This is a genomic window from Halocatena marina (assembly GCF_023276375.1).
GTDB lineage: Archaea > Halobacteriota > Halobacteria > Halobacteriales > Haloarculaceae > Halocatena > Halocatena marina.
In genome coordinates, this window is sequence record NZ_JALLPK010000004.1 from 167116 (window position 1) to 191044 (window position 23929).

Annotated in this window: 22 protein-coding genes and 2 pseudogenes; 10 read left to right on the forward strand and 14 right to left on the reverse strand. The window is 52.9% G+C overall.

Annotated elements, in window-relative coordinates; all coding sequences use genetic code 11:
- The first annotated feature begins 2 nt into the window (after positions 1 to 2).
- The 3 genes from MW898_RS23610 (at position 3) to MW898_RS23620 (ending at position 1848) form a co-directional block, all read left to right on the forward strand.
- Positions 3 to 932, forward strand: coding sequence for an NAD-dependent epimerase/dehydratase family protein (locus MW898_RS23610; RefSeq protein WP_248910756.1), 930 nt, complete (start codon positions 3 to 5; stop codon positions 930 to 932).
- Between the two features lie 158 nt (positions 933 to 1090).
- Positions 1091 to 1576 (forward strand): MOSC domain-containing protein, encoded by a 486-nt coding sequence (locus MW898_RS23615; protein WP_248910757.1) that lies wholly within the window; start codon positions 1091 to 1093, stop codon positions 1574 to 1576.
- On the forward strand, positions 1573 to 1848 hold the full coding sequence (locus tag MW898_RS23620; protein ID WP_248910758.1) for a hypothetical protein: 276 nt from the start codon (positions 1573 to 1575) through the stop codon (positions 1846 to 1848). The genes MW898_RS23615 and MW898_RS23620 overlap by 4 nt, the downstream gene beginning before the upstream one ends.
- A 181-nt stretch (positions 1849 to 2029) precedes the next feature.
- Here the strand turns inward: MW898_RS23620 and MW898_RS23625 are convergent, their stop codons facing one another.
- The gene (locus MW898_RS23625) at positions 2030 to 2656 is read right to left on the reverse strand and encodes a TetR/AcrR family transcriptional regulator (protein ID WP_248910759.1); all 627 of its coding nucleotides are present in this window, start codon (positions 2654 to 2656) and stop codon (positions 2030 to 2032) included.
- 97 nt (positions 2657 to 2753) lie between these two features.
- Between MW898_RS23625 and MW898_RS23630 the strand changes: the two genes are divergently transcribed.
- Both MW898_RS23630 and MW898_RS23635 read left to right on the forward strand, forming a co-directional pair.
- On the forward strand, positions 2754 to 3674 hold the full coding sequence (locus MW898_RS23630) for an ABC transporter ATP-binding protein (protein ID WP_248910760.1): 921 nt from the start codon (positions 2754 to 2756) through the stop codon (positions 3672 to 3674).
- Complete coding sequence (locus MW898_RS23635; protein WP_248910761.1) at positions 3667 to 4452, forward strand: ABC transporter permease subunit; 786 nt, start codon at positions 3667 to 3669, stop codon at positions 4450 to 4452. Before MW898_RS23630 ends, MW898_RS23635 begins: the two co-directional genes overlap by 8 nt.
- 320 nt (positions 4453 to 4772) lie before the next feature.
- On the opposite strand, the gene MW898_RS23640 is transcribed toward MW898_RS23635, so the two are convergent.
- From MW898_RS23640 to MW898_RS23655, 4 genes are read right to left on the reverse strand one after another with little or no spacing between them, the layout of a single operon-like run.
- Positions 4773 to 5186 (reverse strand): hypothetical protein, encoded by a 414-nt coding sequence (locus tag MW898_RS23640; RefSeq protein ID WP_248910762.1) that lies wholly within the window; start codon positions 5184 to 5186, stop codon positions 4773 to 4775.
- Positions 5179 to 5772, reverse strand: coding sequence for a hypothetical protein (locus MW898_RS23645; RefSeq protein ID WP_248910763.1), 594 nt, complete (start codon positions 5770 to 5772; stop codon positions 5179 to 5181). Before MW898_RS23645 ends, MW898_RS23640 begins: the two co-directional genes overlap by 8 nt.
- 55 nt (positions 5773 to 5827) lie before the next feature.
- Entirely contained in the window at positions 5828 to 6133 is a 306-nt protein-coding gene (locus MW898_RS23650) for a hypothetical protein (RefSeq protein ID WP_248910764.1), read from the reverse strand.
- Complete coding sequence (locus tag MW898_RS23655) at positions 6130 to 6432, reverse strand: hypothetical protein (RefSeq protein WP_248910765.1); 303 nt, start codon at positions 6430 to 6432, stop codon at positions 6130 to 6132. The genes MW898_RS23650 and MW898_RS23655 overlap by 4 nt, the downstream gene beginning before the upstream one ends.
- 208 nt (positions 6433 to 6640) lie before the next feature.
- Between MW898_RS23655 and MW898_RS23660 the strand changes: the two genes are divergently transcribed.
- Positions 6641 to 7558 (forward strand): DUF726 domain-containing protein, encoded by a 918-nt coding sequence (locus MW898_RS23660; protein ID WP_248910766.1) that lies wholly within the window; start codon positions 6641 to 6643, stop codon positions 7556 to 7558.
- 360 nt (positions 7559 to 7918) lie between these two features.
- Positions 7919 to 8179: pseudogene (locus MW898_RS25885) on the forward strand (transposase); the annotation flags it as partial.
- 327 nt (positions 8180 to 8506) lie between these two features.
- Here the strand turns inward: MW898_RS25885 and MW898_RS23670 are convergent.
- The 3 genes from MW898_RS23670 to MW898_RS23680 form a co-directional block, all read right to left on the reverse strand.
- Positions 8507 to 9268 carry a DUF7282 domain-containing protein gene (locus MW898_RS23670; protein WP_248910767.1) on the reverse strand — a complete coding sequence of 254 codons (762 nt, stop codon included), beginning with the start codon at positions 9266 to 9268 and terminating at the stop codon, positions 8507 to 8509.
- A gap of 1688 nt (positions 9269 to 10956) precedes the next feature.
- The gene (locus MW898_RS26145; protein WP_248910768.1) at positions 10957 to 14892 is read right to left on the reverse strand and encodes a tetratricopeptide repeat protein; all 3936 of its coding nucleotides are present in this window, start codon (positions 14890 to 14892) and stop codon (positions 10957 to 10959) included.
- Positions 14893 to 15410: 518 nt separating this feature from the next.
- Positions 15411 to 15902 carry a hypothetical protein gene (locus MW898_RS23680; protein ID WP_248910769.1) on the reverse strand — a complete coding sequence of 164 codons (492 nt, stop codon included), beginning with the start codon at positions 15900 to 15902 and terminating at the stop codon, positions 15411 to 15413.
- Between the two features lie 1776 nt (positions 15903 to 17678).
- On the opposite strand from MW898_RS23680, the gene MW898_RS23685 reads away from it, so the two are divergent.
- Positions 17679 to 18350, forward strand: coding sequence for a hypothetical protein (locus MW898_RS23685; protein ID WP_248910770.1), 672 nt, complete (start codon positions 17679 to 17681; stop codon positions 18348 to 18350).
- 151 nt (positions 18351 to 18501) lie between these two features.
- Here the strand turns inward: MW898_RS23685 and MW898_RS23690 are convergent, their stop codons facing one another.
- The gene (locus MW898_RS23690) at positions 18502 to 19137 is read right to left on the reverse strand and encodes a helix-turn-helix domain-containing protein (RefSeq protein ID WP_248910771.1); all 636 of its coding nucleotides are present in this window, start codon (positions 19135 to 19137) and stop codon (positions 18502 to 18504) included.
- Between the two features lie 230 nt (positions 19138 to 19367).
- Here MW898_RS23690 and MW898_RS23695 point away from each other — a divergent pair, with 230 nt between their 5' ends.
- Together MW898_RS23695 and MW898_RS23700 are read left to right on the forward strand one after the other, a co-directional pair.
- A complete protein-coding gene (locus MW898_RS23695) occupies positions 19368 to 19724 on the forward strand; it encodes a DoxX family protein (protein ID WP_248910772.1) in 357 nt (118 codons plus the stop codon).
- A 412-nt stretch (positions 19725 to 20136) separates the two neighbouring features.
- The gene (locus MW898_RS23700; RefSeq protein ID WP_248910773.1) at positions 20137 to 20583 is read left to right on the forward strand and encodes an ester cyclase; all 447 of its coding nucleotides are present in this window, start codon (positions 20137 to 20139) and stop codon (positions 20581 to 20583) included.
- Positions 20584 to 21034: 451 nt separating this feature from the next.
- Here the strand turns inward: MW898_RS23700 and MW898_RS23705 are convergent, their stop codons facing one another.
- From MW898_RS23705 to MW898_RS23725, 5 genes and pseudogenes are all read right to left on the reverse strand, one after another.
- Positions 21035 to 21433: a hypothetical protein gene (locus MW898_RS23705; protein ID WP_248910774.1), complete on the reverse strand. Its 399-nt coding sequence runs from the start codon at positions 21431 to 21433 to the stop codon at positions 21035 to 21037.
- Between the two features lie 160 nt (positions 21434 to 21593).
- Positions 21594 to 21884 carry a hypothetical protein gene (locus MW898_RS23710; RefSeq protein ID WP_248910775.1) on the reverse strand — a complete coding sequence of 97 codons (291 nt, stop codon included), beginning with the start codon at positions 21882 to 21884 and terminating at the stop codon, positions 21594 to 21596.
- Complete coding sequence (locus MW898_RS23715; RefSeq protein WP_248910776.1) at positions 21877 to 22620, reverse strand: hypothetical protein; 744 nt, start codon at positions 22618 to 22620, stop codon at positions 21877 to 21879. The genes MW898_RS23710 and MW898_RS23715 overlap by 8 nt, the downstream gene beginning before the upstream one ends.
- 243 nt (positions 22621 to 22863) lie before the next feature.
- Positions 22864 to 23031 (reverse strand): annotated as a pseudogene (locus tag MW898_RS23720) (orc1/cdc6 family replication initiation protein); the annotation flags it as partial.
- A gap of 36 nt (positions 23032 to 23067) precedes the next feature.
- A complete protein-coding gene (locus MW898_RS23725) occupies positions 23068 to 23751 on the reverse strand; it encodes a helix-turn-helix domain-containing protein (protein ID WP_248910778.1) in 684 nt (227 codons plus the stop codon).
- Positions 23752 to 23929: the final 178 nt, after the last annotated feature.

A 23929-nucleotide genomic window follows, 5' to 3' on the forward strand; every position in this document is an offset into this window, starting at 1 on the left:
TCATGAAAGTATTCATTGCGGGAGCCACAGGTGTGCTCGGTCGACGACTCGTCTCACAGTTCGCTGCCCATGGGCACACTGCTGTTGGTCTGACGCGGGATGAACGCGGTGATACGATCGTCGAATCACGTGGTGGTGAACCCCGACGCGGCGATTTATTCGATGAAGAATCGGTTGTTCACACCGCAGAAGGGGCCGATGTTGTCATCCATGCGGCAACTGCGATCCCGACAGACGATCCCTCACCTGAAGATTGGGAACTCAACAACCGGGTTCGGCGTGAGGGAGCTCAGGTGCTCACTAAGGCAGCAGCTGACGTAGGCGCAGACCAGTATCTTCAACAGAGCATTGTCTGGGTTGCACGCCAACCTGATGGAACCGCTTTCGATGAGGATTCAGCACGCCACCCTGACGACCCGTCAACACAGTCTGCAGTAGACGCTGAAGACATCTCTATGGAGGCTGGCGAACTGTATGACTTTGACGTGGGCATTTTACGGTGTGGCTATTTTTACGCCCCAGATGCATATCACACCCGAAAACACGGGGAGGCTCTCATCCAGGGTGACCAGCCAATCATCGGTGGTTCGGAGACTGCCAAAATCTCGCGTGTTCACGTGAGTGATGCGGCCAGTGGGTTCGTCGCCGCTGCTGAGGGGAACCTCAGTGGTATCTGGCACGTCATCGATGACGAACCAGTCTCCATGGCTGAGTTCTCAACAGCCCTCGCAGAGCGTCTTGACGCGCCCGCTCCGGAACGGATATCGGAAGCAGTAGCACGCCGGGAAATGGGGGACATTCAAGTGGACCTTCTCAGTTCACCGATGTCGACATCAAATGACAAACTCCAAGCTGAGACCGATTGGGAACCCAAATACTCGACCTACAAGGACGGGCTGGATCACGTTGTGGAACATTGGGAGTCAGAATGATTCCTCAGCTAATCAAAGAAGAGCAGGGGGAGTTCACCGGAATTCTGCTATTGGCTCTGTCTGACGAATTGATCTAGCTCGCCTCCGTTATCGTGAAGCATGGATCTCTCCATTTCTCCTTTCAAAATCTATAACACTCACGTTCACGAAACAAATTCATGGGAACTGGTAGGGTTACACAGATCCATATTGCTCCCGACAGTGGTGAGCCGACGCAAGCACGACAAGATGTCGAAGCAGTCGCCAAACGTGGACTCCGTGGTGACCGGTATTTCGAGGAACAGGGTCTGTGGAATTTTCTTGACGAGGATCCGAACCGAGAGGTACAGGAAGCGAGCGATATCACTTTCATCGAAGCTGAGGCGCTGGCAGCAGTTGAACGGGATGCCGGAATCGAGATACCATCGGGCGCACATCGTCGAAACGTGACGACCCAAGATGTACCGCTCAACCATCTCGTGGGCCGAACGTTCACGGTCGGAGATGTCGTCTGTGAGGGCGTCCAACTGTGTGAACCGTGTGGCTATATGCAGTCACTCGTCGGGGAAGAGGGGCTCTCCGAAGCACTCACGCATCGTGGGGGGCTTGATGCGTCCGTTGTTGAATCTGGCCAGATTGCTCTCGATGACGAGGTTCGGTGGTGACCGTGGTCGTCGTTGAGTTAGACGGGTCTATCTCCGTTGAATTGACGTCGGGCGATTCAAAGCCGTGCAGTTATACAGTCATTCACGAGGGAGAGCAGGTCGCTCAGTACGAAACCAGTGCAGATCCGCGAACGGCGGGCGGACGTATTGGTCTTCGAAACATCATCTGTAGACACGTATCTGGTGTTGAGAAAAGCGCGATTAACGACCAGCTATCGACAGAAATATCGAAAAATGCAGAGGCACTGTCGAACGAACTCGACTCGGAATAATACTCGTCCTCTTCGTAGCAGCGTCTTCACGACGTTCTCTCCCGTTTATAGCATCATTTGGAAATGTTATTTGCATGAATTCATGAGGGTTGAAGTCAGGCAAATGGTTTTTCACGTGTGATGGACGCTGGAATCAATTAGCTGCCTAAATTCCACACAGGAGCATGTATGCTGGACCAACCTAGACGAGTTCAGTCTGTGTCGTTGTCAATCCAGTCGCAAGCGACGTAATAAGCAGGTCCATTGTTTGGTCGTAGTACCCTTCCTCATATTCATCGTATCTCTCTTTATGTAACACCTGAAGAGCGATCGTACTGATGACCCCGAGAACCGTTGCTGGATCACGGTCCGCAAACGGTCCACTACTCCGCTCTTGAAGCGCTTCAATAAAAGGGAGAATGTCAGCTATGCCTTCTTGTCTTATTTCTTTTAATTCTTCTGTGGAGATGTTACGGAATAGCTCTCGGTAATTCTCCTGTGTGAATGTCTGTTGGACGAGTGGACTGTTCTCAAAATACTCCCTGTAACACCCGAGCAGCCGTTCGAGTCCCGTACATGGGTCAGTGACTCCATCTAACGCATCACGAATAGTCTCATACAGGTCCTCACTCTCGCATCGGAGTATTTCGAGATATAGATTCGATTTTGAGTCGAAAAATCGATAGAACATCGGCTTTGAAATCCCGACTGATTCAGTAATGTCTGTAATTGTAGTTTTCTTTGGCCCATACCGAATCATCAATTCTCGTCCCGTCTGAATCAGGTCTTCTCTAATGCGTGCGCGTTCCTCGTCGCTAAAGGCGGCCATATCACCTCCTTCGGTCGTCTAATATATAAACAAGTTGGTAATCTTAGTATACCGTATTAACCAAAAGAGATAGATAGTATAGTCGCCAAGAAAAGATATGGCCGCGATCAAAGTGAAGGACCTGACGAAAGACTACGGGTCAGTTCTCGGCGTCGATTCTCTGTCGTTCACTGTTGACAACGGGGAAATTTTCGGGTTTCTGGGGCCGAATGGTTCCGGGAAGACGACGACAATCCGAACCCTTCTCGGATTGCTCACCCCAACCGCTGGAACCGCGACGATACTTGGCGCAGACGTGCGTGAAGAGAACGCACTGATCGAAGCGAAGCGACGGATCGGATATCTGCCAGCCGATCTCGGCTTCAACGATGACGTTACAGGGACACAGGTACTCGAGTACCACGCATCAGTCAAAGGTGATTCGCGACGCACAGGGCTTCTCGACGTGTTCACTCCGCCACTCGATCAGCAAATTCGTGAGTATTCGACGGGGAACAAACAGCTGCTCGGCATCATTCAGGCGTTCATGCACGATCCTGATCTCGTCATCATGGACGAGCCGACCTCCGGGCTCGATCCGCTCAATCAGGCGCAGTTCAACGAGTTCATCAACGCCGAACGTGAGCGAGGAACGACGATCTTCTTCTCGTCGCACGTCTTGAGCGAGGTTCGTCGCGTCTGTGATCGGGTAGGAATTCTCCGTGATGGACGGCTTGTTGGACTTGAAAATATGGAGGCTCTATTGGAACGGGGCGGCAAACGCGTGCATGTGCGAGTCGCTGATGGCAGCAACGTGGATCTGACGGCGATCGATGGCGTGTTCGATAGGACGACGATCGGTGATGAGCAACAATTCACCTATGCTGGCGACTATACCACGCTCATTCGACAGCTCGCAGACTACCAAATCCACGACATCGAGATCACTGAGCCACCACTCGAAGACATCTTCATGCACTATTATGGAGAACGCAAGGGAGAGCCGAGCACTGGACAGAGGGAGGAAGCCAATGTTTGAAACAGCCCGCTACGAAGCGCGCCGCCGCCTCCGTGGGACCGCTGGACTTGTTGCGATTCTGAGTGTTTATGTAGGTTTTATGACCGGTCTGTACAGGGCAATAAACATAGAAGCATATGGCGAAATCATCAACGCAGTCCCAGCGAGTTTACGCGAAGCGCTTGGTATCGTCGACTTGTCCGTGGTTGAAGGCTGGCTCGCGGCCGAAGTCTACTATTTTTTCTGGATCTGGGTCTTAGGCATCTACTTTGGATACACTGCGGCTGGACTGATCACGGACGACATCGAGCACGATCGGCTGGATCTCTTACTGTCGTTTCCGTTCTCTCGGTCACGTCTCCTCCTAGAGAAATTCTCGGTGCTGTTCGTGCCGATCCTCGCGTTGAATAGTGTGGTGCCGATTGTCGTCTACAGCGTTGTCAGTGTGATTGGAGCGTCGGTCGATCCCATTCGGTTACTCATGATTCACCTCCTGTCGATCCCGTTCCTGCTTGCGTGTGCAGCAATTGGAATCGGGCTGTCAGTCCTGGTAGACCGACCGACGATCGCCCAACGGCTCGCCATGGCAGTGGTATCTGGTCTATTTCTGTTCCAGTCATTAGTGGCGACGACGGACTTCGCGTGGGTGGGAGCCATCAGTCCGAAATATTACTTTGATCCAGCACCAATCTTGCTCGAAGGGACCTATGATCTAGGGGCTGTTGGTGTCTTGCTTGTCGCAACTGGTGTGCTTCTGCTCGCCAGTCAATGGCAATTCAAACGAAGAGACATTGGATGACTGACTGGTGGTGATCGACGTGACAGTGTTCTCCGGCATCTGGAATACCATTGTGCCAGTGGTGGAGGTACTTGATGTATTTGACCTCGTGTCCAGTGGTATCTGATCTATCGTTGCTTTGCATTTCGATCTCACGAATCAACTGAGCGATTAGACGGTCTCGACAGATCGTCTTCTCGTTTGTTTCCCAGTAATTCGGAAGAGTCAAGCGACGCTCTCGACAGGTTCGTTGTAGATATCTCGACCATTGCACAGTCGAAGTGTGAGCACTGCGAGGACTACAACGACATCGAAACCCTGGCCTGTGATCGGCCGATCGACTATCTCACGTTCACCAGACACGACTCGTTAGCGCCGTACTCGGGACCGTATCCGCTGGTATTACACGCTCGAGCGTGCCTGCTCAAGAAAATCAACGACTGAGACCACCCTCTACGACCACCTGCGAGCGCATCCCCCGTTCCGGCAAGGTTCGGGCTCCTCACACGTCTCACCTGTGTTGCGAAAACAGTCTGTAACGTCCGCCCGTGATAGCGGTAAGACGCCGTATGCGTCGGACACTGGAGGATGTATTCAAAATGGTCACTATCCACATCCCGGAGCCGTTGGGTGATGGTAAGGATCTTCTCAACGTTCTCCTCGGGATGGTTCCGGACGAGTAATGTCCGCTGCGGGAGTGGGTGATCGGCAGTGGAGATCTCCTCGGCCTGCTGGATCGCTTCTGGCTCACTCATCGCCGAGCAGCACCTCCGTTGCAGTGTGTTCGAACGTTCGCTCTTCGATGTAGGCAATACCGGCGTCGAATTCGGCATAGTACTCCGTCTCTGGTCCATCCTCGAACTCAGTCAGATTCGGAAATGAGTACTCGCGGGGAGAATGATAGAGCCCGAACGGTTCGGTATACTCACTGACGGCACAAAAGAGGGCGTGCCACTCGCCGCGAAGCCCACCATACGGAATTCCCATGCGCTCGATATTGTAGCAATACCCGAGCGGGGCAGCGTCTCGATCCTCATGACGCTTGATCCGCTCGACGAGCGCGTGTGGGTTGTTACTCGTGGATGTTCCAGTATCCAACAACGTATCCGCGGGAGTATGGGTCTTGAACCCCTTCAGCGTCGTCCACGTCCGAGTCGGATACGTGCTCTGATCAGTGTCTTCCTCGAGTACACGCATCGACTGGAACGTTGCCTCGCTGAGATCGACCTGCTCAGGCACCATCTCGAACCCGTCGCGATCGAGAATGCGAGGCGGACGCTCCAGCGACTCGCCGTCAGTATCCAGCGCGAACAGCCCGCTGTATGCAGCGGTGAAACTCATCCACGCACCTCCTGCGGAGGAGTCGGTAAACGCAATCCCAGTGCCAGTCCCACCATCACTCGAACACCTCCTCAGCGACTGCCGTGGGGACCGGCTCGTAGTGGTCGAGGAGGTCTTTCTCAGTGATCAAGCGCTCATTGCCGCCGAGCGATGAGACCTCACCCACGAGGTACTGTTTGTGATACCAGCTGTGCGGACCAATGTCCTCAACCGTGGCGTCGTAGTTCCAAACCCGAGCCCTCACATACCAGTACTCGTCCGGGTCCTCATCACCCGCGAGTGTGAACGCCTGTCCGTCGTCGAACTCGAACGGTGGCGGATCTGGCAGGTGATAGAGACTCGAATCGGTCGATTCGCTCATACGTCGAGCACCCCCAGCTCTTCGAGCGTGTACGTATCGAGATACACATCACAGTCGAAACACCACCCGCCGGGATAGCCGTATTCACCCGTCCCCGGCCAGTTCTCCACATCCATGAGCTCGCCACAGTCGGGACACAGCGGTCGTTTCTGAAAGTACTCCATGACGGCCGACGCGCTCGGTCCCTTGTCCTGGTGCTCGTAGGTGTGGGTGTAGGGATCATCCTCGTCGATTGGCTCCTCGCAGAATGGGCACCACCAGCGGTAGGACTTCGTGGCATCCTCGTCGTCACTCGCCATGATGGCCCTCCTCCGAATCTCTTGCACACATCGAACACGGGGTGAGAACCGAACGCCAGTTCCACCGTGCTCCCGATACAACTCTAAGGGGATACCTCGATCCCGACATAAACCGACCAAAAAATATATGTGTTGGTGTTCAAGCAATCTTCCGTAGACGTGTCGATGATGTGATTATTCATCCACTCTATGTTTCACTTGTCGATCCATGACGCAGGACGACTCTATTGACACGACCGACAGTACAGTATTCCCAGACGAACCGGCAAACAGTGATTCCATTGAGGAACCATCTTCCTCGACTAGCCGGTCACTGAGTCGACGAACACTACTGAAGGGGACAGCATCGGCAGCCGTCGGTGCAACCGGGTTGGCTGCGATCAGTGGAACAGCTGCTGCTGGTGACTGGGGAGTGTGTCATCACCAACCCCCCCGTGCACCGAGTTGGTTTGGCTATCTCGCCCCATGGGCCCAATCCGAACACAACTTACCGAATGCTAACAACGGACTCACCATATATATTCATGGCTTCACTGGTACGAGACAGGGTGCAGTTAATGACGGACACGAAGTATGGAGAAAAATACGTGACGAGGGGTACCAACAAGCTTGTTTCTCCTTCATTTGGCCCGCCGGTAACGAGGTCAAGGTTGATGATTGGTGGGCTGCCCAGAGCAACGCCAACATGGCAGGAAAATGGCTTGGAGACTACCTGGCTGGTCGTGGGTGGACAGCCGAGAACGGAAAAAACATCAATATCATCTGCCACTCACTCGGTGCTAGGGTAGCGTTAGAGTGTCTTAAGACACTCCATGAAACGCATCAAAAATCTATAGATACTGTCCATCTTCTAGGTGGTGCCGTCGATTACTTAGATGTCGCATACGATTATACCACCGTTATAAATCATGGCTGCGGCTGGATGCACAACTGGTACAGCGTGAGTGATCCAATTCTCAATACTGGCTACTTACTCTGGGAGGAGGCGTCTCCAATCGGAACTCAAGCACCTACCGATCCGCCCTCGTTGGAACTCACTAGCCATTCGACGGGGATGAAGCAACACTGTCAATATATGGATTACGAATATGGTGTCATCGATGATATAGCGCCTGTTGTCGAATGACTAATAAAGCTCCGCCGGCTAACATAGTATGACCTAATCTTCTATTCTGACGAATCGTCATTTGCGGTTGACTCTACTTCCGAGGTTCAATTTGATGATGTAATTCTTATTGACCGCCTCTGGGTCGTAAGAAAACAGATGCACGATCTTCTCATCTACAACCAAGTCAACGCTCGTTGATTCCTCCAAGACCTCAATCTGCGTCCACCATCCGATTACATGGCTCCTCATGGACGAAATGGGACCGGACGTGGACGAACACTACCCAGTACTTCTAGAGCGCAGAGCCCCAGAAGACGCAAACCCATTATTGGCTTCACCGAGTGAATGGACACTGATTAGGAGCACTTTAAACGGTTTGTTCGCGAAAGCTCTTGGAACACGAAAGCGTCGAGACCTCTCCGAGAACAGGCATCGGCGGCAGTGCAGGGCAGTACCGCCGCCTTGATCGTTGGCGGCCTCGGTTTTTCCAAGAAAGGCGACCATAGCGTTGGTGTTGGCTGCCAGTGGTGCGGGGTCTCGGGCAAGGTCGACAACTGCTATGTCGCAGCTATCTTCTCTCTCAATCGGAGCGACACGGGGTCTCGGTGGTCTTCGTCGAGATTGTATCATCATTTCTGATGAGTGACTAATCATTGGCACGCCCCCGGCGTGTCTTACGTTCGATGATGACTGTTTATACATCTCACAACGGCAGGCACAGAGCTCGTTCTTGCGACCTCACTGCGCAAGTTAAATCGTGCCACACAAAACGATCGACAGCTTATGCTATTACGTTAGTCGGATCAGATCAATGATTAGTACCAGTCAGTGTCAGTGGCTACGCTCCGCCGCTTCGGGTGATATCCGCGTCGCACTAGTTGTAAGCATCAAGATGGTGGACCATTCATTACTCGGTGAGAACGGTAGTGTCTATGGAGCTGTAGATGTGGATCAACGACTCGATATTTACGGTGTGTAGCCCCCGTACGTGACCGTTGCTGTCGCCGAGGTGTTGATACCTCGTTCATTCTTGTATGGCTCATCGACGGTCGGATCGAACGTACCGTCACCGTCCGTGTCGCGATACAGTGTTGCCGTCAGGGTAACCTGATCGCCCTCATCGGCATTCTCGAAGGCCTCGTACAGATTGGCATCGACCTGTTCGGCGGTCCCCTGGCCGATATAGTAGCTGTTATCGACGATCGCCTCACTCTCGTTTGCGAATACGATGAACCCTCCCTGTGGAAGAGCCGCTTTGTCGGTCATGACGGCAAAGTCGTCTTGGGCGAATGTCGTCTGGTTGGTAAACATGATCTCCGGGGTGGTGGGAGTTGCGTTCCCACAGGGTGTCCGGTTACTCGGGTAATTGATCCCTTGTTCTTTCTCAGCGGGGGCGTTTTCGATGAACAGCGTGATTGCCGCTGATTCGAGCCCCGTCGCGACTCCCGTCGTATCCATATTATCGACACGAATGGACTCGCCAGGAGGTATCGCCACTTTGCCTGACCCTCCCTCGCCAGCTGGGGAATGATAGGTGACCTGAGCGGTATCATCATCGTGGTTGCTAATCTCGAACGTCGCTGTATCGTGTTTGTAGTCGGTACAAACTCCCGCTGCAGTAACGTTGTTGAGAGCGACTGTATCGTTGGCCGCCGTGTTAGTGGCTGGAGTGGCCAGAGCCTGCTGTGTGGAAAGTGCTGGGAGCGCGTTGCCATTCTGGGTCGCCATCGTTGATGAAGCAGAGCGTATGGAATGAGTATCTGTAGTAGCTGTTGCCCCTCCACTACCGAGCCCTGGAGCAGCTACTAGGCTGATAGCTAGCATGATGACGATGATACGGTTACGTAGGTATTTCATTAATGAAATCTCCTATATAATAGGAATCTCTAATGGAAGGTTAATGAATTTTGTGGGCGACTATACGAGAGTAACCCTTCCGAACCGGCCGAGCGTCCGAGACGATGGGTACTGCATTACCGACGAGCTGGGTCGTTGCCCACTGATAGGCATATTAACCGTCTCTCGTCCCGACAATTTTATCTTCCTTCCCCGTTTGATCGCCGGTGAATGGATCAATTTCGGTCGTATCGATTGCGACGACTCCACCCGATGGAACGCGTCTGTTTCGACAACTCGATCAAGTGATCAACTAACCGCCTTTCGGTACATATCACGAATTTTGTTAATCGAGAAATCACGCAAGTGTGTTCGGCGGGGTGTCCGAACGGTGTCCGGTCTCGCCATGATTCAATCGCGAAACTTCGTGCACCCTCGCGGCCAAGTTCTGGCGTAACTCGAGATATGTCTGGAGATCCCAGGAGGCGTTCTCGTGAATCTCACATCCTTCATTCCGGTCCAACGAAATGCCCGGATAGACAATTCGACTAATAGGTCCGTGATCTCCTTCGCGCACTCAAGAACGGACCGCTCATGAAGCTCAGATTCATCGGTTCTCTGGTGACAATGATACGTATTCGGTGGTTTTCGCGGGACAGAGACACCCTGCATGATCTGCTTGGATTTTGATCGTCTTCGCGGCAGTCTTGATCGTGTCTTTGAGGTCCGTGGCAAATCGATACTTCCAGTTTCTCCACAGCGTCGATTAGTCAGGAATCAATTCAAGATTGAGACGATGGCACAGCGATGATCGTCGCTGGAAATACTCGACAAGTGCTGTCTCGTGCTCTTATCATAATATATTTTGAGGAAAAATATTATGATATTAGATGGTAAATGCTTGGTCGTATTATAGCTCATATCCGTAGCTGGATTGCTTAAAGAGGGCTTGCTTTGTCCACATCTCCGTTGTCAAAAAGAACCAATTTGTAACGGTCTGGATCGAAGTACTGACAAGAACGAGGATTACACCCTGCCCCGGGGCCTCCATGAACGACAAGATCGGGCTTTCCATCTGGATCTCCATAGGTTTTCCAGTGTACTTGATTTTCGTCGCCCACATCTAACATCCCCTGATCGTACGGTTCTTTGTGTGAATAGAGATCGGCAATCCTCTAAGTCATCAAATCGAATCCGGATATAGATATCTCTCGATTTCTTTGATTGAATCGAGTGTAGAGTCAGATTCAGCAAGTAGTCAGTCATCTTTACTCCCTTTCAAGATGGAGCTTTCAAAGCGAACGACGAGCTGGGAGCGATTTTTCTCGCTTTGGCCGTTGCTGGTCTTCCGATCATGATTTGACCTGATTTTGAGGAGCAATCTGATGCATTGGGAGCGCCAGTCTCAACTTCTAGAGGATGATATACATAATAATTCAAACCTGAATTTGTATAGAACCCATGAAAATATCAGATCTTATGGAATGGATGTCGAACTATACGTACGGAGGTATAGTATCGATTAACACACCTGAAGGCGCAAGCCACACAGTCGAATAAGATCATTAATCACGCCCCCATCAGGCACTGTCATCGTCGCCCAGTTTCTCTACGAGCCGAGCTCGTTGCTCGTCGAGTGACGTGTTCACGTCGAGGAAGTCGGTGTCCTGAGCCAGATCGTATGCCATTTCACAGTGGGCCAAAGCAGTCTCGAACTTGCCCAGCGTCTCACACACAGCTGCGAGCTGTTCGGCTGTGTCGATGGTGTCGCGAACCGCTCCGATATCACGATACAGGTCAACAGCCGTTTCGAACCACTCGCACGCAGTTGTTTTATCTGATTGGTCCCGAGCGAGACTTCCGAGAGCAGCACGGGACTCTGCCTCCTCGTAACCATAGCCTTCCTCGTGGAAATCATTTAGCGCTCGTGTGAGATGATTGTTCGCGGTCGTGAACTGTTCGCGGTGGCGTGCTACCCGCCCGAGAAGGCGGTAACATCTGGCTTTACCGCGAAAGTCCCCCGTCTCTTGACAGATTGAGAGACTGTCTCTCGCGTGCTCTTCAGCGATTTGGAGCTTGTCTCGCTCGCAGGCAATTCTCCCAAGCACAATGAGACTCCTAGCCTCGAGTCTTCGTTCGCCAATTTCTTGCGAAATTTCATAGGCCTTCGTGCAGAGTTCTACAGCGGTTTCAAGATCATTTCGTACACGGGCAAGAGTCCCGAGTGCAGCGAGATTCCATGCCTCAAGCCTTCGTTGGTCAATTTCTTGCGAAATTTCGAGGCTCTGTCGGTAATACGTCGCTGCAGTGCCGAGATCACCCCGAATTTGGCTGATCTGTCCCAAATCGTAAAGAGCATCTGTTTCGGTATTGCTAATGCCGAATTCGCGGGCAAGTTCAAGAGATTGTGTGCAGTAGCTGTCCGCCGTATCGAGGTCTGTCTGATACTTGATGACGGAACCGAGATTATGGAGACGTTTGGCCTCATTTTCACGAGCGCCAACTTCACGGGCGATGGCAAGACACTGCTGATAATAGTCGATGGCTCTATCTAATTTACCTCTGATCTCGACAATCCCCGCGAGATTGGACATAGCTATAGCCTCATCTTCTTTCCGACCAAGATCACGGTACGCACCGAGACTCCATCGGCAATGGGTTTCGGCAGTCTCGAGATCACCGCGGAAATACGCCACTCCTCCGAGGTTCATACGCGTCTGGGCAAGTCGTCGTGTCGCGTCCGCGGTGCGGTAGTGCTCGAGTGCCTGCGTATAGTACGTCTCGGCGCTGTCATACTCACCCCTGCGCCAAGCAACAAGTCCGAGTCCATTGAGCCGTTGGCCACGTAGCCGCGCTGCCCATTCGGGATCAGCCGGTTTGATCTCGTCAGCGAACTCATCTAACGCATCGAATTCGTGTGCAGCCCGATCGAGATCGCCTGCCTCTCGTGCCATCAGCGCCCGCCATCTCGTACAGTTGACAGTCACCGCCAGCGAGCAAGCTTTGGGAAGATCGATCCACGAGTCACCAGTCTGGCCGAACAAGGCAGTGAGACCACGCCGTCGTCTTCCGAGACCAAAGAGCTGTTCGACAGTAGCGTCGGACCACTCATCAGGTGCACTGGCAATCTGCTCGATGACCGGTGTCGGTTCCCCAAGTACCGATTGAATCCAGTCCCGTCGATCCGCCTCATCAGCCAGAGAGAGGAGTGCTGTGATACATCGTCCGACCCGCCGACTCGCAGAGCGCTCGGTGTCGACGCTGAGCAGATGATCGAGGAACAGAGACGACCATTCCTCGTGTGGCGTCCGGTACGGGCCAGCCGCGGTGTCTCCACGCGCGAAGATAATTCGTCCCTCAAGCGACGATAGCTGGTCACGGATTGCATCGATCTCCGATTCATCACCGACTGGAGCGAGCGCGCAGATAAGTTCGGGTGAGACACCGATACCAGCCGCGTTGAGGAGGTTTACGAACACGCCCACATCGAGAGCTAGCTCGCCTTCCGCGTGGAGGTCTTCGTAGGTCCGCTGGACATCTTCGACGAGCGACGTCGTCGTGCTGGTGTCGTAGGCTGCGAGTGGATCGATCGACAGCACAAGATGGTGTAAGAACAGCAGTAGCTTCCCCGGGCTATCGGGTAATGGGATGTGATCGTCGCCCGCCGACTGCACCCCAGTGATCTCGCGGAGTCGGGAGACGAGTCCGCTGTCGAGGTCGCTGTCGATGGTCTGCTCGAACTGTCGGACGAGTCGCTTTGACTCCCGAACGTCAAAGGTGGGCACCGAAACCGTCTCGATAGCCTCGTGTCGGTAGGCCTCAAGTTTTGCGTCTGTCGGCAACTGTTTAGGGTCCTTCCATTCTTCATCGCGCGTATCAAGCAGAAACGTAACGCTCTCGACATCCGAGAATGCCCGCATGAGCTGGAAGATTGCGTTCGCTTCCGCCCGCACGGCGTCTTCGACGACGACCAGCGCATGCCCATCAGCCGCTCGGAGGTGCTCACCGAGGACGGACGAGAGCGGCATCGTCATCCCTCGGCCGCTTTCGCGGTAGAAAACCGGTCCAATTCCCTGCTCGTACCACCGGCAGGCGACCGACTGACAGACCGTGCTCTTTCCCGAACCGGGAGAGCCGAGGACAGCAAGATTCGAACCCGCTTCGAGACGGGCTGTCAGGCTCTCAGTGAGGTTGTGACGCATCTCGTCGGACGTTGTGTCTCTATCGATGGCATAGCCAGCGTGGACATCCACGAGATCAAACCCAGTGCGCCAGGTGGTGACCGGTGGGGCGGGTTCGCGCTGGGCGAAATACTCAGGTGTCAACTGGACAAATCCCTCGCCTTCGAGCGCCACCCGCTCGGTATCGGTTAGCGGGACGCTCCCCACTGCCGTCCCAATCTCCGCTGGTATGAGTGCACGGAGCTCATCAGTGACGTCGGTCGCTTCGTCACGAAGGCACACATACGTCTCTTCGGCCCATTGGATGGCGTCGGTCGCTCCGTTGTGGATGGTTCCATGAATGGTACGGTGCTCACCGTACACGATGACCGAGACCGATGTTGCTGTCTCAGTCTCGGCGAGTATCAGTCCGAATGGTGGGCGGCTGTCGGGTGCTGTATCTGCACGGAAGACGGTGCAGTGATCGACAGCCGATATTGCGCCAAGTGGGCCAGGAAACTCGGCCGAAAGGGTCTCCAAGAGAGCTGAACTGAGGAGCAGTTCAAGCGTCATCCCGTCGTGGATGACCTGCTGCTGACAACAATCAAGAAACTGTGGAGTTGCGAGAACAGGTATGTAGACGCGCACGCGTTGGGCCGATACAATATGGTCGCGCACGCCCGCCGGAAGATGGTACGGAGGGGCGTCTGCAGCATACGCTACAGTCGCGTCGGTGCAGAGAGCGGGCGAAATCGAACTGTCGTGGGGAAGTTCCGACAGTACCTCCTGTGCAGCGAGGATATCCGACATCGATTCGACAGTACTCCGGTACTGCTTGGTCGCCTGTTTTCCCGGCACTGTCGTCACATACCCATCGTTCGTCCACGCGATCAATTCAGCCATCTCCAACTCGCGGAGTGCCCGGTCCACCGTTGATCGGGAGATTGGTAGTTTGGCAACCAGATCGCGCTTGTTGTGGGGTGTCTGTATACACTCTAAAATATCGAGCCGGGCGGCGATCAGCTGCATCACCTCTTGGCGCTCCACCGCTGTCGGCCATAGGACGGTGTCTCCGTCGGAGGGTCCGATGTCGGCGACACGTTGCGTAAATGCTTCATATGTCTCCCAAACGAGGACGGCAAACAGCGTCGGGGCAATGCTGTCGCCAGTCGACTCAAGTAAGCCTATCTCGGAGAGGTTTTGCGTCACTTCACTGATCGTTGATCGGGTGAGTCCGAGAGTGTTACTGAGTGTCTGCTTGGTTGGTGGTTCATCACTCTCCACCACAGTACTGATAAGCTTACTGCGCTGAGCGATCGTCGCAAGCAGGTCCGCTGCCGATGGACTTGGTGTCACTACTTCTTTCCTCCGACACACTGAGTAATTGCATGGTGGACATATCGATACCAACCACCAGACGCCGGAGTGCTAGTCCGAGCGTCGGATACAACTTGAACGACTCGTCCACAGCTCACAGTTGCTCCTTGGAAAGCTGGTGATTGGTTCCGCTTTCAGATCTTCCGGTGATTTGACCAACAATATTCCGTATCAAGTGATCGATCACCATGGCGGTATATAATATATTCTTGCCATGCGTTGTTTTCTTGTGGAGGAGTACGAAATCTGCAGCTTTGTATATCGGTTTTCGATTATTACGGGGATGGTTTGGAGCCACAAGTAACCTAGATATCGTTCTACTATTCTATAATTCTAACGTAAACTCTTCAGATCATATGTTAATGCAGATAAATAGACTCTTATTACTTACTTTTATTATATCTATGTGAACGTAGAGTTGCCCAGCACTGCGTGTATCTACTCTCGCTCACTAGTGATGAATCAGTACGTGCTTCTCTCGCCGAATACGGTGGCGACTAGTCTGCGATACTACATTGGAGTGATATCTCCTCCCCATATTGACCTACCTGATGCGCCTTGATTTCGGCAGCAACGCTCGCTGTCGTGCGGCAGTCATCCAACGTCGGATGTTGAACGAGGAGATTCCACGCGTACCCCCATGGGTCGGCGTAGGCATCGTAGATGCATGGTGACTTAATATTGACCTGAGGGCCAACAGGCGGAGCGATGTACTCAACACATCCGGCTGCTATTGCCTCATTCACAGATTCTGCTACCGCCGGATCGGTCGATTCGTCCTTCTCCTCTGGTGAGAATTGGGTTGTTTCGACCTCTTCAGGGACGGCTGATTCTGGGGTAACGTCGCTTGCAGCTGCCGTACTCGTCAGTGTTCCTGCACCGAGGGTGGCAGCACTGGCAGTCCCGACGAGTTTCAAGATATTTCGCCGTGAAGTTCTTTTTATTTTTTCGTTCGTTTCGTTCCCTTGCGTCGGTTCGTTAGCTGTCATAGATCGACAAGTGAGATCAGGATCAGATGAATAATTACCTCATCGACGCGTCTGCAGACGATTGCTTGAATACTCACATATATAATTCAGCTTATCAATGAATATCTCCGGTAGAAGAATGTCTCACCATCATTGTGAGCACCGAAGACTTCACCATCCTCAGCGCCAAGCATCTGGGCGATCACGCTTGACGAGGTCTGGTATGTGCTGGTCACGCCCGATCCCGGAGCATCATTTCCCGAAATCGGTGAGAGATGAAGATGAGTTGCTAATTAGTCATTGTAGCCTCAATAGACGAATCTACTCGTTTTAGTATCGTTTCGCAGTCTTGGATAGCATTCTTCCTCTTGAATATCAGCATCAATATGAGAAGCAAGAGAACCAGATACATCATCGAGTGTACCACCAGGCCTGTAGTGACTGTCCTGTCCAGTGGTATCCCCATGTCAAGTGGGTCAACTGGCGATAGAGATCTAAGAAACCCCGTTCCTTAACGAACGACATTCTCCTGATGAGTCACTCCTCAGTGCGACTCGATAACAGACTGGCGTACACGAGAGCGCAGCGTTTCCGATGATTTCATTTGACCTTATATAACAGAGTGCGATGGGTTGTCGACCGGTTCGTTACATAAGGTTCAACTCGCGGTTCGACGAAGTCTGATCGGTCGGGACTACCAATCACAAAGCCAATTGGAATATCTGGAATCGAACGGTGCAGTATCCATCCACGAAGTCTGGTATCTTTCTCCAACATCAGCTTAGCGAACCTGTGAGCCGGTACTGCTCGGAGTAAATGTTTCATGCCATGTCTGATCACTCCCGAAATGGCGATCTGATTTAGGTCGGTATTAGTTTTCGATGATCAGAATATGACTAGGAAAAATAGATGGATTTGCATCGCTGACCCACTTGTCTGACATTAGATATCAGTAATATCTAAGACTAAATTCCACATCTACAGAGTAAAACACTCGAAACAAGTATGGCAGATATGTCGGTGGATATTTATTTTATAATCATCAATCTAATACAAATGTCTGATATGTATCAGCCAACTCTGGGTGCTCGTTTCATTGGCGGACTCCAAGGGGGAGTCACAGCGGCGCTTATACTAGGGACACTATTTTCATTATATTCCATACTTATATTCTCCAATACTGAAAATTGGATACCCTACGCGACTGAGATTCACAGTGCAATCATTGTTGGAGCGTTTGTGATTGGCTGGAAATGGGTTGCAAATTACACAACGAACGAGAAACAAGAGAATAATGGGAAGCGACAACGTATTGATTATCTGCTACTGATAATTGGTTGGCCAGTGGTCTTTTTCCTGTTGCATGAGATACAATCATATATGGATATATGTCACATATATAATGGAGTTTCTACTTTAGATGCTTTATTTGGCCTTGGAAGCGTACTATTCGCTACCTCCGTCGTCTATTACCTAAAATTGGGGCCGATGCAATTATTACACTACCATGATGGATCATTTAATCTCTTCTAAAACAGATGCTCTAGAACGACCATAACAGAGCCGAATTAAATATCAACAATTTTCTATATTCGATGCAGAGGCTCTGTACCGGCCGTTAGGTGTTCTTTGACTGAATCATCGATAGATAGTCGACTGGCTCGTTACAGAAGATCCAAGTGCCCCGTGGTTCGCAGAGGCATAGCTGGTCAGGAGTACCGACCGCAGAGCGTATCGGAATATCTGGAATCGACCCACTCGTGGCTATTGCAGTCGGCAGCGATGCACCAGCATGTGATGAGGGGACAGAGGACGCAACCGGAGCTTCCGACGCTTGATCCAGGGCTTACGCTTCTGGAGGTGGATGACCGCTCGACGGGCGCATTGCACTCGCTCGTGCTCGATCACGTACTCCTTGAAAGCGGAGACGCTGTGTGGGTCGATGCGCACGGCCACGGAACGACGCAGCCGCTCGCTCGGATTGCACCGAGTCTCCGTCTGCTCAAGCGGATCGCCATCGCACGAGCGTTTACGCCGTGGCAGCATTACAGCCTCCTGCAAGCACTCGCTGACGAATGCACGACGGAGACGAACCTGCTCGTTCTACCAGCGGTCGATTACTTCTACCGCTCAGAGGACTGTTCGGACCGGGAGGGTGAGCGCCTGTTTACGGCGGGCTGTTCACTCATTACTGACCTCGCCACAACTGCCGATGTGCCTATCGTGTTAACGCGTACGGCCGATGATGCGTTCACGGCCCCACTGATGGAACGTGTAAATACGGTCATTCAGTGTGAGCTTACCACGTTCGGACCGCGATTCGCGGGCGAAGACTTCGAGACGCTGGTGTATCCGCTTGCGGACGGCACGTTTCAGACGACGCTCGCGTACTGGCAGCGCGTGCTCAGCGCCCGGCATCCAACACTCACGTCGGCGACATCGGAGGTAAGCACGCATGGGGCGAACTAACCCGTCCTTGCGGCGACGTCTAGGTCGTCTGTACTGAATAAAACGCTCGACTCCTCCACTATTATTCAGAATGCAACTAGGTAAGAGATAGTCGCTTGGATTCGCTGTCTTCACTAACTGGATGACCAGTGAGGAGTCGGCCCCGTCTTAGCTATGGTGGCACTTCTGCGACGAACTCCCTGATAATCCGGCTTTCAGCCCGATGGAGCAACCTGTTCGCCGACGATTTATAGATATTGAGGGATTCTGCCAGCTCGTCAAGTGTACAACCGCGGGGAGTCTCGTAGAACCCGCGCTCGACTGCCTCGGTAATGGCCTCCCACTGGCGCTCGGTGAGCAGATCACTCGAATTATATGAGTGAGTTAACGATATGACCTGATACGGAACGTCACCCGCCGCTAGTTCCTCTATGAGCTTCGATAACCGTTCCTGTGAGGCCGTCACCTTGACGAAAAACCACCCATCATGGACGATAGTGGGCGGTTGTTCGATATTCTCCGATGCGATGAGCGGATTATACGAGCTCGATATCGCAGATTTGAACTGAATTATCACTCTCTGCTCATCAATATGGATTACCTCATACGAGTGTACATCGGGAACGTCCGCGAGCTGGCGAACAAGTGCCTCCCCCTCCGATGTCGTTACTTCGAGTATTGTGAGCAGCTCATCATTTCTGGGCTGGGTTGCCAGTAATCTGAACTCAACGTCTGGGAACTCAGTTGAAAGGGGGCCCAGACAACTCTCCACCGCCGTTCCGTCGAGTTTCAGATGGAGTTGCGGCATCTCATCGAAAAGTTGGCCGCCGAGTATCTTAAAGGCAGGAATCAATTCCTACTCAAATCTACGCCTGTCTGCCGTGTAGTACTCACTATGGTTGGAATGAATCCACATACTGAAATCCACAATCCCCACGAGAGGGGTTATTCAGATACAAAAAAGATCGTCCCGCTGTTGGTGGTCTATCGGTCGCGAGGAGAACAAAGCCGGGATGCCCACTAATAGATTCAAGAACCATGGAATTCACCATATTCACGGCCTACGTCGCTGCCACTGTCCTGACCGCCGTCGCTAACGCTGGCATAGCCACGCTTGATTTCATCCACCATAAGCAGGTCCTCGAAAACATGGCCCAGGTGGACGTGCCGGAATCGTGGCTACCCGTGTTGGGAACCCTCAAAGCAGCAGGCGCGGTCGGACTTCTAGTCGGTATCATTGTGCCACCGATCGGAACGGCTGCCGCAGTCGGCCTAACCATCTTCTACATCGGTGCCATCATCACTCATCTGCGCGCACGCGAATACACGATTGCCCCGGCGACAGCGTACCTTCTGCTGGCCGTGGTCACACTGGCACTAGGAATGGCCTCATAAACCGTCCCATGGAATTCGTACCCTCCAGAGTTTGAAGGAGAGGTGAACCGCTATCGCCGCAGTCAATAATCGGTGATACTGAAGACAAAATTATTGGTGGACACTACAGGACCAGACAACTCCCCCGCCGCTGTTCCGTCGAATTACGACTGGAGTCGCGGCATCTCGTCGCTGATGATGACCAGATGAGATTTCTAATCCCCAGCTTTCTGTGAAATTTGTGCCGTTGGGTAAATTCCATGAATGAATATGAATGACAAATCCCACCGATCCGACCTCAGGTCATGGAATTGGCTGCTGAGTATCTTAAAGGCAGGAATCGATTCCTGCTCAAATCTACACCTGTCGGCTGTGTAGTTCCCACTGTGGTTGGAATAAAACTACACAACGAAATCAAGGAGAATCAGAAGCCATGACAGACTCTTCACCGACACCAGAACTAGAGGAGAAGAAACAACTCGCGCGCCGCATCCCGGAGGATGTGCTCACCGAAGGAGACCTCGACCTACTCGACGAGCTGTATACCGAGGATGCTGTCGAGCACACTCCATCCGGAGACGTTGAAGGACGAACGGGGCTCCAAAATGCCTACGAGGGCTTTCGTGCTGCCTTCCCCGACGTCTCGCTAACGGTCGAAGACATTGTCGCCGAAGGCGATTCGGTCGCCATGCGTCTCGTGGTCCAAGGAGCACACGAAGGCCAGTTCATGGGAGGAATTGAACCAACTGGACAGGAATTCGAGGTGCAGAAATGGGCCTTGACGCGCATCAAGAACGGGATGATCATTGAACGCTGGGTCTTGCCAGATATGTTTGGGATGCTAACACAACTTGGGATAATCGAACCCTCTACAGGATGAAACGCCTTGAAGATGGGTTCTAACCATCGAGACGCGGTTCGTTGCCGTATATTTAATCATCAGCTCTGTTGAATCGCATGGCTCCACCGGTTTTAACCGTTCAACCGATACCTCGGGAAGTAGTTCGCAAAAACCGATCATAATGAGAGTCAACTGAAACCGAGCGGACGCAAACGGGAAAGATGGGCACTTCCCATCTTTGAGGACGCGTTTGCATATCTCGACAAAAGAGGACTATCGGAACCGAAGCACGAGCACTGCAGAAGCTTCGTGAGAGGTTGTGAGCTGCTCCTGTGTTAGTCGGTATTTCGAAGGAGCGTGGTCGGTTAGGAACACCAGTCACGACTAGCTATCGTGTAATGATGAGACAGACGCACCTATCGTACCAACCAACACTCGATCTAGGACGAAACTGTGCAATGTCACATCGGACAGCAGTGAGTGGGATACATCAGAGAAATTGGGACTCAGAATCATTTGAAAACCGCTCTGCTGCGGCGTTGTCCGCACGGTCATCCGGCCCGAACACGGGAACAGCCATGCTGGCGTGGATATCGTACGAGGCAAAGTACGCATCCAGATACGTGAGCATCCCTAGATGCTGAGCAGAGACGGGCTGATCCGGTGGACACCACTCATCGAGGTCGAGCAGATACTCTCCCTTCCTGTTCGTCGTATAGCGAAACCGAAACGTGTAGAGCGCAAATCGATGGTCGTCTGGTGCGAAGTGCCGATAAACTGCTATCAGGGAAAGAACGCCATCCGTCTCCTCGATCGGATCGATAGCGAGGACTCGGTGAGTTCCTGATGAGATCGCGTCACCAGCCCCGGTCGGAGACTGATCGATCATATTGCCTCCACTGGCGTGTCGTGCGTTCGAGACTGTCTGTTCATGCTCACACAACGGCAGGCACAGAGCTAGCTCTTGCGGCCTCTCTACGCAAACTGCTTCATGAGAAGCGGACCGATCGACGACTCACGATACCTAATTAGACGGATCTGAGTGACGATTAGCAGCGATCAGTATCGGCCGCTGCGACGAGCTCAGTACAAAAATCGGCGACAACAGCGTCGGGATCGGGATCGTTCACCCAGAGCGCAAAGCCCTGCGAGGTGACAGTACACGTACGGGCCGCCGTGAGCGTTCCCTCTGTCACCTGAAGATCAAGCACGGCCTCGCTGTAGAGCACAAACGTGCGGTGGTCATCGACATCAAGATGTTCGAAGCCTCGCTTCTCGAGGGCAGTGAGGAGATCAGCGGCTGTGGGCAGCTCACACCGTTGAGACACGGGCTCACTCATACTCGGCAACGATTGATGCCAGCCGTGAGCGCAAGGCTCCCTCGCCTTCGATGATCTCGCCCGGACGCACGCGGTACGTATCACCGAGTTTTGTGGCGGCGAGTGCCTGACCGTCCGGCTCGATCTCGACGGTCATGCCACCCCTTTCCAGACGCTCTTTGAGTGCACACATTGACGCCGAGGCGTCCGTACGTGCGTCGACGGACGCAGGTGTCTCATCCTCGGCAGTAGCTGCGTCAGTGGCTGGATCGGTGACTGATTCCTCGTCGTTCCTCGCCGTGGCTGAGGGCGCTTCACCGGTCGGAGGGTCCGCCTCTGTACGCTCACTCGCATCCGGCGACGAGTCATTGCCACGTGTGCTAGAGTCAACCACGGTCAGTCGCGGTGCGGGAAACGAGTAGTGTGAGGCGTCGGATCTGTTGATGGCCGTAAGTGTCAGGTGTGTCTCTCGCTCCCAGTCGGGGAACGCCTCCCGAAGTGCGTCAGCAAAAACCACAACAACGATCGGTGCATCGGCTGGATACGCGGGATTATCCTCGGCGACGGTCGCTTCTCCCCACGATCCCTGCCGGGCAATCCACTCTGCAGCCGTCTTCGAGGGGAGATTTACGACAATCGCGTCGTTGGGATCGTCGTTTTCACGGTCCTGCACCACATCGCCAATGGCGAACGTGGTGTTTGTGGTACCCTCAACTGGTGCGCTGGGCGTCTCGGCGGCCTCTGGAGACTCAGCCATATTATTCAACGGTGTGGCGGGCGCTCGTAACTATTTCGCTCAGGCAAGCAACATGCGCTCGGAGTGCGTTCTCAGAGCGAATGGTCAGTCGATGAACTCATACTGGGTTCTACTATAGTAAAATTTTCAATTTTATTATATATACATCGAACTGAGGATAGCGCATAGTAAGGGATATTTGTGAGTCGCAGGTTGGATAGAGCTGCCCACTGACTTTCCGATGGAACTACTTTCTGGGAATTGTCAGTGACTGATGATATTGACAATTCGCTGGCGAATGTGAGCATCGATCGGAATCTGCGAGCACCGACTATCAAGTACAACTGACTGAAGCAGCAGATCGGCTTCATCCAACAGCGAGAGTTGAAAATACGTCCCCTCTCGATACCCGTCACTCGTCCGCGTCATTTCACGAGACTGGGCAGCGAAAATCTCATCTATCCAACTTCAGACAACCACGGACTGGATAATCTTCGCTTCTGCTCGCCGAAGATGCTCTCCGATCGTCCTTTGTGACAATCCGAGATCGGTCGCCAAGTCACGCTGTGTTGTACCCCGTGGGATGTCGTAGTATCCCGCTGCGATCGCTGCCTGCACGATCTCTTGTTGACGGTCGGTGAGTTGCTCTGCTGGGTCATCCATGGCTGGCTGATACTCGCCTGTCCGTTCGAGAGTCACGTCTAATTCGTCAGGGATGCCAGCGATCAGTTGCCGGAGGGCCGCATCCTCACCGAAGAGTGTGAGTTCCATCCCGTCAGCAGTATCTTTTGTCGGCCAGTCGATACTGATTGCTTCGGTATCGATCAGTTCGTACAGGGCCGTTTCAAGCTCGTCAGGCTCGTAGTGCGTATACGCCAGCCATGTCTCACCCCCCGTCACGGTGCAAGAGATGATCTCTGGGTATTCGTCTTCTATCGCTGTGAACCGATCAGCATCGCCTCTGAACCGGGCGATCCCAACAACGGTTCCATCATCGAGAAGATTGGCATACTGTACCGCTTCCTGGGTTGCAACGAGCGTATCATCGATCCATATCTCTCTCAGACCATCGGCACGTTCCAGCATCTGTTGGTGGCCCCTCGACCGAAGGTATTCCTCAGTCGGGGCGACAACGATAGTTATGTATCTCATTATTTCGTGTTCACAGACTTGATCGTACTATTTGCTCTCTCTTGAAATGTACCTCTCAATGAAGCGCTACTGACCGTTTCATGCAAGTGAGTAAGAGTGCGAGCAAGTATAAACTCCCCGCTCATGAGCGGGGTAAACCCCGAGGTAACACGGACTCTCCTCCGATATAATGGAGAAG

What these genes read in the sequence shown, in the direction of transcription:
- MW898_RS23610 (WP_248910756.1), top strand. Translation starts at nt 3, where the DNA reads ATGAAAGTATTCATTGCGGGAGCCACAGGTGTGCTCGGTCGACGACTC.
- MW898_RS23615 (WP_248910757.1), top strand. Translation starts at nt 1,091, where the DNA reads ATGGGAACTGGTAGGGTTACACAGATCCATATTGCTCCCGACAGTGGT.
- MW898_RS23625 (WP_248910759.1), bottom strand. Translation starts at nt 2,656, where the DNA reads ATGGCCGCCTTTAGCGACGAGGAACGCGCACGCATTAGAGAAGACCTG.
- MW898_RS23630 (WP_248910760.1), top strand. Translation starts at nt 2,754, where the DNA reads ATGGCCGCGATCAAAGTGAAGGACCTGACGAAAGACTACGGGTCAGTT.
- MW898_RS23635 (WP_248910761.1), top strand. Translation starts at nt 3,667, where the DNA reads ATGTTTGAAACAGCCCGCTACGAAGCGCGCCGCCGCCTCCGTGGGACC.
- MW898_RS23640 (WP_248910762.1), bottom strand. Translation starts at nt 5,186, where the DNA reads ATGAGTGAGCCAGAAGCGATCCAGCAGGCCGAGGAGATCTCCACTGCC.
- MW898_RS23645 (WP_248910763.1), bottom strand. Translation starts at nt 5,772, where the DNA reads ATGAGTTTCACCGCTGCATACAGCGGGCTGTTCGCGCTGGATACTGAC.
- MW898_RS23650 (WP_248910764.1), bottom strand. Translation starts at nt 6,133, where the DNA reads ATGAGCGAATCGACCGATTCGAGTCTCTATCACCTGCCAGATCCGCCA.
- MW898_RS23655 (WP_248910765.1), bottom strand. Translation starts at nt 6,432, where the DNA reads ATGGCGAGTGACGACGAGGATGCCACGAAGTCCTACCGCTGGTGGTGC.
- MW898_RS23660 (WP_248910766.1), top strand. Translation starts at nt 6,641, where the DNA reads ATGACGCAGGACGACTCTATTGACACGACCGACAGTACAGTATTCCCA.
- MW898_RS23670 (WP_248910767.1), bottom strand. Translation starts at nt 9,268, where the DNA reads ATGGCGACCCAGAATGGCAACGCGCTCCCAGCACTTTCCACACAGCAG.
- MW898_RS23680 (WP_248910769.1), bottom strand. Translation starts at nt 15,902, where the DNA reads ATGACAGCTAACGAACCGACGCAAGGGAACGAAACGAACGAAAAAATA.
- MW898_RS23685 (WP_248910770.1), top strand. Translation starts at nt 17,679, where the DNA reads ATGAGGGGACAGAGGACGCAACCGGAGCTTCCGACGCTTGATCCAGGG.
- MW898_RS23690 (WP_248910771.1), bottom strand. Translation starts at nt 19,137, where the DNA reads ATGCCGCAACTCCATCTGAAACTCGACGGAACGGCGGTGGAGAGTTGT.
- MW898_RS23695 (WP_248910772.1), top strand. Translation starts at nt 19,368, where the DNA reads ATGGAATTCACCATATTCACGGCCTACGTCGCTGCCACTGTCCTGACC.
- MW898_RS23700 (WP_248910773.1), top strand. Translation starts at nt 20,137, where the DNA reads ATGACAGACTCTTCACCGACACCAGAACTAGAGGAGAAGAAACAACTC.
- MW898_RS23705 (WP_248910774.1), bottom strand. Translation starts at nt 21,433, where the DNA reads ATGATCGATCAGTCTCCGACCGGGGCTGGTGACGCGATCTCATCAGGA.
- MW898_RS23710 (WP_248910775.1), bottom strand. Translation starts at nt 21,884, where the DNA reads ATGAGTGAGCCCGTGTCTCAACGGTGTGAGCTGCCCACAGCCGCTGAT.
- MW898_RS23715 (WP_248910776.1), bottom strand. Translation starts at nt 22,620, where the DNA reads ATGGCTGAGTCTCCAGAGGCCGCCGAGACGCCCAGCGCACCAGTTGAG.
- MW898_RS23725 (WP_248910778.1), bottom strand. Translation starts at nt 23,751, where the DNA reads ATGAGATACATAACTATCGTTGTCGCCCCGACTGAGGAATACCTTCGG.